A 9,395-nucleotide genomic window follows, 5' to 3' on the forward strand; every position below is an offset into this window, starting at 1 on the left:
ATAATTCAAGTGAATTTGTTTGAAAGAAGAACTTTAAAAGCTTTATTTTCACCCGATAAAATACCCATAAAACAAGAGGAAGCTCAAATGAGCTTCCTCTTGTGAAAAATTGTGGGACAGCAGTGCCGTAGCACTCTTTTTTATTTAGTAAAATTTACTCACCCTTTGCTTTGGCATTGGATTTTTTCTTTTTTACTTTTAACTTTTTCTTCACTTTATCTTTAGCCTTCGCTTCAGACTTTGTTGCAGATTTTTTAGCAGGTTTTTGGCTGTAGGAGCTGGGTTTTCCTTTGTCTTTTTTGCGTCGTATGGGCTGTTCTCCATCTTCAGCAACGTTGGTTTTACGCTCTGAAAAGACTTCTTCTTTGGCTGTGGGTTTTGCAACACGAGGGGCACGCGCGCGAATAGCACGGCCTGCATGGCTCAATTGTTGAATCAATTCAAAGTCGATTTTGCGCTCTTCTAGATTTACACCAGCAACTTTAATTTTCACTTCATCGCCGAGACTGAAAACTTGACCGCGAGATTGACCAATTAAGCTCTGACTTGGTTGGTCATAGACAAAGAAGTCATCACCCAATTGGCTGACGTGGATCATGCCATCAACATATAAGTCTTTGAGCGTTACAAACAGGCCAAATTCAGCAGTTGCACTGATGGTACCGACAAACTCTTCACCCAAATGCTGCTGCATGTAATGGCACTTCAACCATGTAGTGACAGAACGAGAAGCTTCATCTGCACGGCGCTCAGTCGCAGAGAAGTGTTCACCTGCATCATCCAGCGAAGCACCAGAAATTGGGTAAGGCTTTTTCTTTAATTGTGCTTTGATGGCACGGTGAAGTAACAAGTCTGGATAACGACGGATTGGAGATGTGAAATGCGTATACGCTTCATAAGCCAAGCCAAAGTGACCTGCATTGTTCGCGCCATAATAAGCTTGCATCATTGAGCGGAGTAAAACGGCATGAATGCCTGGAGCATCAATACGGTCTTTGGTGGCATCGATTACGGCTTGATAGTCAGCTTGAGTCGGCTGTTCAGGGAATGGCAGACCCAATAACTTCACAAAATCACGAACCTTTTGAATACGTGAGAACTCAGGTGGCTCATGCACACGGTACAGCATTGGAATTTCATTTTTTAATGCATATTCTGCCGCTGCGACGTTTGCCAACAACATACATTCTTCAATTAGCTTATGTGCATCATTACGGCTGCGCGGTAGGATTTCATTAATACCGCCTAGCTCATCAAAGGTCATATAAGTTTCAACGGTTTCAAATTCCATCGCGTGGCGTTCAGCACGTAAGCCTTTCAACACTTGATACAACTGGAATAAGGTATTGACCGATTTACGCACATCACGGTCTTCAGGAATGGCTTGACTATTACCCTCAAAATATTCGGCCACTTGAGTATAGGTCAAACGAGCTTTTGAATGCATTACACCCGGATAGAACTCAAACTTAGTGACACGACCCGCGCGAGATAAGTTTAAATCACAGACCATACATAAACGGTCTACGTGTGGGTTCAAAGAACATAAACCATTCGACAGCGCCTCAGGCAACATCGGCAATACAAAATGAGGGAAGTACACCGATGTACCGCGCTCTTGAGCTTCGTCATCGAGCGGTTTACCCGGACGTACATAATGGCTTACATCGGCAATTGCCACCACAACGCGATAACCACCACCCGGACGTTTTTCCGCATACACGGCATCATCGAAGTCGCGGGCATCTTCACCATCAATGGTGACAAGTGCTAAATCACGTAAATCGACACGACCTTCACGGTCTTGTTCTGATGGTTCTTTAAAGCTGTCGGCTTCTTGTTGTACCGCTTCAGGGAATTCGTAAGGTAAACCAAATTCTAAAATGGTTTGTGGAATAATAATTTCAGTGTCTGCTTTATCTGCCATCGACTGAACAATATGACCTGTCGCAAATTCTTCTTTGGTTGGGTAGCTGTCAATCGCAATACGCACAGAGTCGCCGAGTTTGACTTTGGCATGCTCGATTAATTCTTTTTCTAAAGTAATCGGTTGGTGTGCATTGGGATTTGCCGGCTGAATAAAATATTCGCCTTCATACTCAGACACTTTACCAATAATTTCTTTGATACGATGCTGTAGAACTTCAGTAATAAAGCCCCATGCTTTGCCTTTACGGTCTACCGAAGTTTGGCGGACTTTAACACGGTCACCATTAAACACCTGACGTAACTCACGCTCAGGAAGTAAAAGGTCATCTTCACCGCTAATATTGGCTGTGCCTAAACCTTTTGAGTTGATATAAACCGTTGCTTCATGAGTCGGTTGCTCAGCTGCAAGCTGGAACTTAAATCCATCTTTCATCAACTGACCATCTCGAACCATCGCAATCAGACGATGACTCAGTGCATCAATACTTTTTTGATCGGCAATTTCAAAATGTTCTACAAGATCGGCATGCGACATTGCAGTTTTCAGTTGTTCAATCGTCTCTTGAATCAGAGTACGGCTTGGAATTGGATTGTCATAACGTTCGGCTTCAGCTTTTGCTTCAGGGTCGACCCAGTTTTTCATATGTATTTGGCTTCAAATCAGAAGATTAGGATTAGCATAAGTCATGCAAGCAGATACTGCACGCAATTGATTGCAATAAAGTGTTTTATGCCGATATTTTATAATGTTTAAAGCTGAAATGTAGGGGACAGCAGTGTGTGCTGAACTAATTTTGCACTAATTTTTTGAAAATCGTTTAAAAAATATCTAATTGAGTAAAAAAATGAAAAAAATATAACGACTGTGCTTGCAGTCGTATCATGATCTTTGTATTATGGCGGCACGTTACGGTGAGATGGGTGAGTGGCTGAAACCACATCCCTGCTAAGGATGCATACGGGCAACTGTATCGAGGGTTCGAATCCCTCTCTCACCGCCACGATTTACTTATGTCGCGCTCATAGCTCAGCTGGATAGAGCACTTGGCTACGAACTAAGGGGTCGGGAGTTCGAATCTCTCTGAGCGCACCAATAAGTAAATCTGAAAACGTAGTCTTTTAAGACGACACAAGTTACGCGCTCATAGCTCAGCTGGATAGAGCACTTGGCTACGAACTAAGGGGTCGGGAGTTCGAATCTCTCTGAGCGCACCAACTTGAACAAATTACCGCATATGTTGCGGTTTTTTTGTGCCTGTGATTTATCGTTTTGATGCAGCCTGTCTTTTGTCTTTTGTCTTTTGTCTTTTGTCTTTTGTCTTTTGTCTTTTGTCTTTTGTCTCTTACTTAGATTGTATAAAGCGTTCTATTTTATAAGACGATCCATCAGTAAATTTGATTTTGCTTTCTTTGGTAGATAAAACCTTATTTCAGATGTTCATGGTGATGCAATTTTTTTAAATCTAAGTTTAAAAAAGAATTGAGTGAGTTAAAGCAGTGATTCAATGATGGCGATAGATTTGTTATCTATCTTGAGCATTTATACGTGAGTATTGCTAAGTTTAAATTCCAAACTTGTGATGCAAAAGCCATTAAAAAAGTAAATCTAGCTGATTTTTAGCGTGTTTAAAGGGTAATTGTTTATTTGCTGTGCGTTTGGTTAAATTTATATGAAAAAGCTCTTAACAAAAAATAAAAATCACGTATAATGAGCCTCATCAAGACGTCGCGCTCATAGCTCAGCTGGATAGAGCACTTGGCTACGAACTAAGGGGTCGGGAGTTCGAATCTCTCTGAGCGCACCAACTTGATCAAGATTGAAAAAACCGCACATGTGCGGTTTTTTTGTGTCTGAAATATAGCTAAAACCAATAAAATCAGCTTATCAATTAAGGTTCTAATTTAACTTCTGTTTAACTTTGAGTGCAAAGACTGTATTGCCGCCTAAAGCCGGTAACATGTCGTGATACGGCATACTGCGCATAGCACGAAGTAAAAACGGTGCTTTGTCATCAATCTTCACCGCACTGGTCAATTGTAATAACGACCCTTGTTGTAAGGGGCGAATATGCATTGCACCTCGGACAAACTTTAAGTCCCCACCTGTTGCGGTATATTGATTTTGCAGTAAGTCGGGATAGTTAAAACGCATCTTAAAATCAAAGGGAATATTGATCACACCTAAACCCACCGAAATTTTATAGTCGGCATCCATGAGGTGCGGATTAATTTTCTGCACTTGCATATGTTTGACTTGTCTTGGAAATAAGTGCTTGAACGAAGACACATTAATCCAGCGCTGTAAGCTCGAAGGCTCTTGTGCATAATATTGAAAACTGGTGCTAAAGCGCATCAATTCATAATTTTGCCCAAAGGGAACGCGCTGCGCTGTCAAAATAAAGGACACAGGTTCTTTCGAGCTTTGACTTAATTGGGTGATTTTGTCGAGTTGAGAGGCATTCAATTTGAGTTCAGGCAATTGATTTGCAGCGAGAGTTTCACTACTAAAGGCTTTAAATCGGCGCTGTAATGATTCGAGTAAAAAACCATTGGTTCCCGCAGGAATCCCTAATTTGGCATCGGGTAAGGCATTTAATATTTTGCTAAACAAAAAACCTTTGGGCTGATTTAAATCGCCCCATTGGGTCACACTAATCAAGGTGTGTTGTGCATCAATCTCAAACCATTCAATTTTCCCTGCACCAAAGGGCACTGGTGCTTCTAGAACCAAACTATTAATGCTGTTGTGCTGAATTTGGTGCTGCATCACCACAGTTTCTTTAAAGTTTAAAACCGGAATCGGCGTCGGGATGTGGATGCGATATTCAACTTGGCTGGTTGAACCTTGCTGTTGCAAAACCTCAGCAGATTTTAGCGTGGGAAATAAGCCGGCGTAGTTTGGATAATTACTGAGTAATCTGGCGACATTTTTACTGTTGGTTGGGACAACCACCGCGGCACTTTGAAATTTACCAACGACTTTTTGTCCTGCTTTCATCGTGGGTAGACTAATTTGCTGTGAAGGATGTGCAAAAATCACGATGTGATCACCGGCAAGATTTGCCAAGGCTTTGGCATTGCCATTAAATAAGTCCAAACTACTAGGGATCTGGGGTTGCCATTGAACGAATTTGGCCCAACTGGTCGATATGCTCAGTCCACTCAGAAACACCAGCACCATGATTATTTTTGTTATCTGCATGTCACATCCTGCGTATGCAATCTTTTATTTGTTGCTGTTTTTAACGTATTTCTAGAGGGAAGGGAAGTAGTGATGTGTTACAACCGACCATTAAAAAGCATGAAGCAAATTTGAATTGTGGTGTAGTATTTAGCGCAATTCATTTTTAAATATTCATACGCTTATGTCTGAAAATCTACCTGCATTATCGCTGCGCTATTTTTTAAATCTAGAAGAATCACAGGATGGTTTTGCACTAGCTACTTTTGGCAAAAAGCAATTTACGCGTTTTTTAACGCCAGCCATTAGCCTTGGGATTATCATCTGGGGTTTTTACTTAGGTGTAAATGGTGTCGGTGCCTACTATGTTGGGCTGGGTGCTTTCTTTTTACTTCTTCAAGGTATCATGCGTTATTGGTTTTTACCGATGATGTTTAAACGCCAGTTTGTAAAATACCAATTAGGAAAAAGTGAACAAGGTATTGATTTATTTCAAGACTATGCAGAAATTCATGCCAATGGTCGTAAGAATATCTTCCATTATGCTGAAGTGGCCAATTTTGCTGAAGGCAAATTGACCTATATGCTTGAGCTGAAAAATAAAACCGTGATTATTGTGCCGAAAAGTGCATTTAAAGATACTGCGGACCAAGCGATTTTTAGCAATACTTTTCAGCACTAAGACAATCTATTCATAACAAAAGAGGGAGTAGTATGCAGTCACGTCCATCTAAAATTGTTTGCGTCGGTCGTAGTTATGCAGATCATGCCAAAGAATTAGGCAATGCAATTCCTGACCGTCCTGTGCTTTTTATGAAGCCGCCAAGTGCATTAACCGCATTAGAGCAAGGCATCACATGGAATCCTGCATGGGGCAGTTGCCACTATGAATGCGAATTAAGTTTACGTATTGATCGTCCTTTATCGGCTGAAACTGATCCTCTCAAAGCCTTAGAAGCAGTTGGAGCTGTGACTTTGGGCCTAGATCTGACTTTGCGTGATCTACAAGATGACTTAAAGAAAAAAGGTCAGCCTTGGGAGCGTGCCAAAGCTTATGATGGTTCTTGCATCCTTGCGGATTGGGTCGATGTCCAAGAGGTGGTTCAAGATTGGAAAGATGTGCATTATACCTTGCATGTCAATGATGAATTGCGTCAGAACGGTGATACTGCATTGCTGATTTTTGATGTGGGTACTTTGTTGGCCGATATTAGCCAAGTGTTTAGTCTTGAGGCGGGTGATGTGGTCATGACGGGTACGCCTGCAGGTGTCGCGGCACTACAGTCAGGTGAGCAGTTGAAAATGACCCTAAAAGGCAAAAATCAGGACTATGTCTGGACAACCTTTGTCAAATAATCTGTGAACGACATACAAAAAGGCTGCTTAATGCAGCCTTTTTTGATTGATCTATTCAGTACTGCTTGATGGTGGTGGCTCATTGGGTTGTAAAGGACTAGTATCTTTCCATGCTTCATAGGTATCGGCCATATGCTGTGAGTCGGTGTCTCCCAATGCACCAGCTTTGGCATACCATTGTCGCGCTTTTTCACCATCTCGAATGTCATAATGATAATAATGTGCCATTTTCATCGCGGCGTCAGCGTCTTGTCCTTGTTCTGCAGCATAGCTTAAATATTCGGCAGCTTTGTCGGGTGTAGACGAAGGATGTTCAGAAAAATAGTGTTGATTTCCCAAGACTTTGATTGCTTCGACATTCTTTTGTTTGGCGGCTTTTTCATACCAAATTTGCGCTTGGTGCTTATCTTGAATTAAGCCTTTTCCCGTGTCGTACATCCAACCAACAGTATATTCAGCAGCAGGATCATGGGTCTTTTTTGCAAGGTCTAGCACCCAGTGTGCAAGGAAAATATTGCCATCTTGCTGCATCTTTCGAATCACTTGATCTGCATGCGGGTTGCCTTGATAGGCTTGTGTCATCAACCATGCGAATGCGTCCGTAGTGCCTTGATCCGCAGCAGCTTTGTACCAATGTACACTTTGTTCGATATTTTGTTCTGTGCCCGTTCCACTGAGGTATAAATCACCCACTTTCATTTGTGCAGTCGAATCACCACTTTGAGCGGTTTTGAGTGCAGATTTAAATTCACGCTGTTCTTTGGAGCTACAAGCCGTTAAAAATACGGCAGATAAACACAGCGCTAAAATGGTTTTTTTATTCATTCGAAATGGAGTCTTTATCATTCTTCGTGGATTTTTTGATCTTAGCGGATTGTTGAATCACTTTATAGAGACCCTTATAGCTAAATTTAAACAAATTTAGGGCTTTAAGGCAGATTTTCTAAACTGATCTGGGGTACAAAGCATCCATTTTTTAAACATATTTATAAACGCCGAGGCATTGGCATAACCGAGTTCTAAAGCAATATTTTCGACAGTTTGGCCTGCGTTGAGCATCGACATGGCTTTCATGACTTTGAGGCGTTGTCGCCATTCATACAGGGACATCCCAAGTTCTTTTTGACAATAGCGCGCAAGAGTACGTTCCGTCATGTTTATCCGCTGTGCCAATTGCTCAAGCGAGCTTTGATCCGCAGAATGTTGGTGTAAATAATCAAGCAATTGTTTGAGGGCAGGATGTTCCGAATGCGGTAAATAGCTACTGACCAGTTTAGCTTGATGCAGTTGATCTAAGATCACATGAAGCAAGCGTTGATATTCGGCCGTATTTTCCATGAGGTCGGCTTGTTGGTGTAAGAGACGCAAATGGCTGAAGATCGCGGTGACTAAAGGCGAGCTGAGTAAAATCCCAGGTTGTTTCGGTAAGTGAGTACATAGCGATTCATGTACATATAAGGTGCCATGTGAAACCGCGGTACGATTTAAACCACTGTGTTCTAAGTGTGGGGGAAGCCAAATGCCATAAGGCGGTGGGGTAATATAGTCTATCTGATTGATGTTCACTTCCATCACGCCATTAAAGGCATAGACAAACTCGCCCCAAGCATGCCCATGAACGGGATAAACAGACAGTGCAGGATCGTCACGAAAACTGATCCACAGCGCTGCTTGAATTTCATCGTTAGTGGGAAGTTGTTGCAACTGCGTATGATCTGCACGAGCTTTATGACGCATGAGAAATTTTGCCTGAATAAGAAGATCACTTGTCTATTTTGAAGTATATATTTTATTTCTGACAGTTCTATAGTGTTGCTTGTCGTATTGTCGAGTAAAAAGTGTGGAACAGCGTAAGGCGCTAGATGCAAAAGCTTCTGGTCTGATGATTATTTTGTGCATGATTTTAGGGATTCAACAGGTCATTTTGAAATTGGCCGTGGTTGATATTGCGCCGATCATGCAAATTGCCATTCGATCAGGTCTGGCTGCGCTGTTGGTCTTTCCACTGATGCGTCTCAAGCCGGGTACACATTTATATACACGCGAATACTTGCTACCGGGTATCTGGTTGGCGTTTTTATTTTCAGCTGAATTTATTTTAGTGGCAGAATCTCTGCGATATACCTCTGCATCACATACTGTTGTCTTGCTCTATACAGCACCGATTTTTGTGGCATTAGGTTTACATTGGAAACTGCCTGAAGAAAAGCTTACAGCGATCCAGTGGGTCGGTATTTTTATTGCCTTTTCAGGTATTGTCCTGTCGTTTATGGGACGTGAAAGTAGCACTACAGTCAACACTCAAGCCCTGTTGGGTGATGCGATGGCATTACTTGCAGGGGTGATGTGGGCCTTGACCACCATTTCATTAAGACTCACCAAACTGTCTGATGCACCTCCGACTCAGACCTTGTTTTATCAGTTGGTTGGTGGATGCGTGTTTTTATTACCCGTGGCGTGGCTGACAGGACAAATGACTGTACATTGGACGGTGCTGTCCATCAGCAGCATGATTTTTCATGTGCTCATTATTTCATTTTTCAGTCTGATGCTGTGGTTTTGGCTGTTAAGTAAATATCTGGCCAATGGTCTGGGCGTTTTTTCATTTCTCACCCCAATCTTTGGTCTGGTCTTTGGCGTATTGATCTTAAACGAAACGATTGAACTGAACTTTATCTTGGGGACGGCCTTAGTAATGGTCGGGGTGATGACGGTAACCTTGCATCGATGGTTAGCTAAATTGATGGGACGTCAGCGCACAGCGACCTAAGATCATGTATAAATAAAAAAAGGAGAGCTACGGCCACTGCTGTCCCATAGTTTGCTTTAAATAAAAAAACCTGAGTCCTAACAGTTAAAATATGAGTGCAAACAAACACTTTAACGACCAGGATTCAGGTTTTGTCACATCAGAATACCGTATTTCATG

At 42.0% G+C, this 9,395-nt stretch carries 7 protein-coding genes and 4 tRNA genes; 7 read left to right on the forward strand and 4 right to left on the reverse strand.

Features of this window, described 5'->3' with window-relative positions:
* Positions 1 to 154 precede the first annotated feature (154 nt).
* Positions 155 to 2,572 (reverse strand): ribonuclease R, encoded by a 2,418-nt coding sequence (gene rnr, locus FTT72_RS15410; RefSeq protein WP_180178651.1) that lies wholly within the window; start codon positions 2,570 to 2,572, stop codon positions 155 to 157.
* Positions 2,573 to 2,840: 268 nt separating this feature from the next.
* Here rnr and FTT72_RS15415 point away from each other — a divergent pair.
* From FTT72_RS15415 to FTT72_RS15430, 4 genes are all read left to right on the forward strand, one after another.
* Positions 2,841 to 2,930 (forward strand) — tRNA-Ser (locus tag FTT72_RS15415).
* A gap of 15 nt (positions 2,931 to 2,945) precedes the next feature.
* Positions 2,946 to 3,022, forward strand: a tRNA-Arg gene (locus tag FTT72_RS15420).
* Between the two features lie 45 nt (positions 3,023 to 3,067).
* Positions 3,068 to 3,144: transfer RNA gene (locus tag FTT72_RS15425), tRNA-Arg, on the forward strand.
* Between the two features lie 513 nt (positions 3,145 to 3,657).
* Positions 3,658 to 3,734, forward strand: a tRNA-Arg gene (locus FTT72_RS15430).
* Positions 3,735 to 3,826: 92 nt separating this feature from the next.
* On the opposite strand, the gene FTT72_RS15435 is transcribed toward FTT72_RS15430, so the two are convergent.
* On the reverse strand, positions 3,827 to 5,131 hold the full coding sequence (locus FTT72_RS15435) for an SRPBCC family protein (protein WP_180178652.1): 1,305 nt from the start codon (positions 5,129 to 5,131) through the stop codon (positions 3,827 to 3,829).
* A 163-nt stretch (positions 5,132 to 5,294) separates the two neighbouring features.
* On the opposite strand from FTT72_RS15435, the gene FTT72_RS15440 reads away from it, so the two are divergent.
* A complete protein-coding gene (locus tag FTT72_RS15440) occupies positions 5,295 to 5,792 on the forward strand; it encodes a YcxB family protein (RefSeq protein WP_180008423.1) in 498 nt (165 codons plus the stop codon).
* A 32-nt stretch (positions 5,793 to 5,824) separates the two neighbouring features.
* A complete protein-coding gene (locus tag FTT72_RS15445; RefSeq protein WP_180008422.1) occupies positions 5,825 to 6,466 on the forward strand; it encodes a fumarylacetoacetate hydrolase family protein in 642 nt (213 codons plus the stop codon).
* Between the two features lie 51 nt (positions 6,467 to 6,517).
* On the opposite strand, the gene FTT72_RS15450 is transcribed toward FTT72_RS15445, so the two are convergent.
* Together FTT72_RS15450 and FTT72_RS15455 are read right to left on the reverse strand one after the other, a co-directional pair.
* Positions 6,518 to 7,291 (reverse strand): tetratricopeptide repeat protein, encoded by a 774-nt coding sequence (locus FTT72_RS15450; protein WP_180178653.1) that lies wholly within the window; start codon positions 7,289 to 7,291, stop codon positions 6,518 to 6,520.
* A gap of 96 nt (positions 7,292 to 7,387) precedes the next feature.
* Positions 7,388 to 8,203: a helix-turn-helix domain-containing protein gene (locus FTT72_RS15455; RefSeq protein ID WP_180178654.1), complete on the reverse strand. Its 816-nt coding sequence runs from the start codon at positions 8,201 to 8,203 to the stop codon at positions 7,388 to 7,390.
* Between the two features lie 103 nt (positions 8,204 to 8,306).
* Here FTT72_RS15455 and FTT72_RS15460 point away from each other — a divergent pair, with 103 nt between their 5' ends.
* Positions 8,307 to 9,236 (forward strand): DMT family transporter, encoded by a 930-nt coding sequence (locus FTT72_RS15460; protein WP_373686937.1) that lies wholly within the window; start codon positions 8,307 to 8,309, stop codon positions 9,234 to 9,236.
* The last annotated feature ends 159 nt before the right edge of the window (positions 9,237 to 9,395 follow it).

Source organism: Acinetobacter sp. YH01005, from assembly GCF_013420465.1.
Lineage (GTDB): Bacteria > Pseudomonadota > Gammaproteobacteria > Pseudomonadales > Moraxellaceae > Acinetobacter > Acinetobacter amyesii.

What these genes read in the sequence shown, in the direction of transcription:
- rnr (WP_180178651.1), bottom strand. Translation starts at nt 2,572, where the DNA reads ATGAAAAACTGGGTCGACCCTGAAGCAAAAGCTGAAGCCGAACGTTAT.
- FTT72_RS15435 (WP_180178652.1), bottom strand. Translation starts at nt 5,131, where the DNA reads ATGCAGATAACAAAAATAATCATGGTGCTGGTGTTTCTGAGTGGACTG.
- FTT72_RS15440 (WP_180008423.1), top strand. Translation starts at nt 5,295, where the DNA reads ATGTCTGAAAATCTACCTGCATTATCGCTGCGCTATTTTTTAAATCTA.
- FTT72_RS15445 (WP_180008422.1), top strand. Translation starts at nt 5,825, where the DNA reads ATGCAGTCACGTCCATCTAAAATTGTTTGCGTCGGTCGTAGTTATGCA.
- FTT72_RS15450 (WP_180178653.1), bottom strand. Translation starts at nt 7,291, where the DNA reads ATGAATAAAAAAACCATTTTAGCGCTGTGTTTATCTGCCGTATTTTTA.
- FTT72_RS15455 (WP_180178654.1), bottom strand. Translation starts at nt 8,203, where the DNA reads ATGCGTCATAAAGCTCGTGCAGATCATACGCAGTTGCAACAACTTCCC.